Origin of the sequence: Vibrio sp. Vb1980, assembly GCF_033338615.1 — a bacterium.
Classification (GTDB): domain Bacteria; phylum Pseudomonadota; class Gammaproteobacteria; order Enterobacterales; family Vibrionaceae; genus Vibrio; species Vibrio alginolyticus.
The window spans coordinates 1-500 of sequence record NZ_JAWOSZ010000198.1 but is presented as its reverse complement, the minus strand read 5'-3'; the positions used below and the strand labels follow the sequence as shown (position 1 = coordinate 500).

Annotated in this window: 1 protein-coding gene; it reads right to left on the bottom strand. The window is 45.8% G+C overall.

The genetic code is table 11. From position 1 onward, the window contains the following. Window positions 1-92: 92 nt before the first annotated feature. On the bottom strand, window positions 93-500 hold a 408-nt coding region (locus tag R7F64_RS24480), incomplete at its 5' end, for a thioesterase family protein (protein ID WP_318072233.1).

Here is a 500-nt window from a genome sequence, read left to right as displayed (position 1 = left end):
AATCCGAATCAAAAAAGGTGGCCATGAGCCACCTTTTTGTTTGTTTCTTACTTACTTGTTTCTTCGCTGACTTTTTACTGTACGCTGCCGATTTATTCCAAATGGTGCGTACTGCCAACCGTGCTTTCTAACTCAAGAATGGATTGGCGCACATGATCAGGAATGGTCGCTTTCTCGTTATTTTTAAAATTGAACATCACGCCTGTCGCGGTTGAGACCGTCGTAATCTTGCCCCATTTTTTACTCAATACTTGATATTCCATAGTGATGCGATCTTCTTGCATGTCGATCACGCGCGAGCCGACCAGCAACGTGTCTGGGTAAGTGACAGGCAGTTTGTAGCGACATTGCGTCTCGCTGAGTACTGGCCCAATTTGCGAGGTTTGCAGGTCGACCAGCAGATTAATTTTGTTGAAGTAATCTAAACGCGCCGTCTCAAAGTAGCGGAAATAGACCACGTTATTGACGTGTTGCAGAGCATCCATTTCACCCCATGCGAC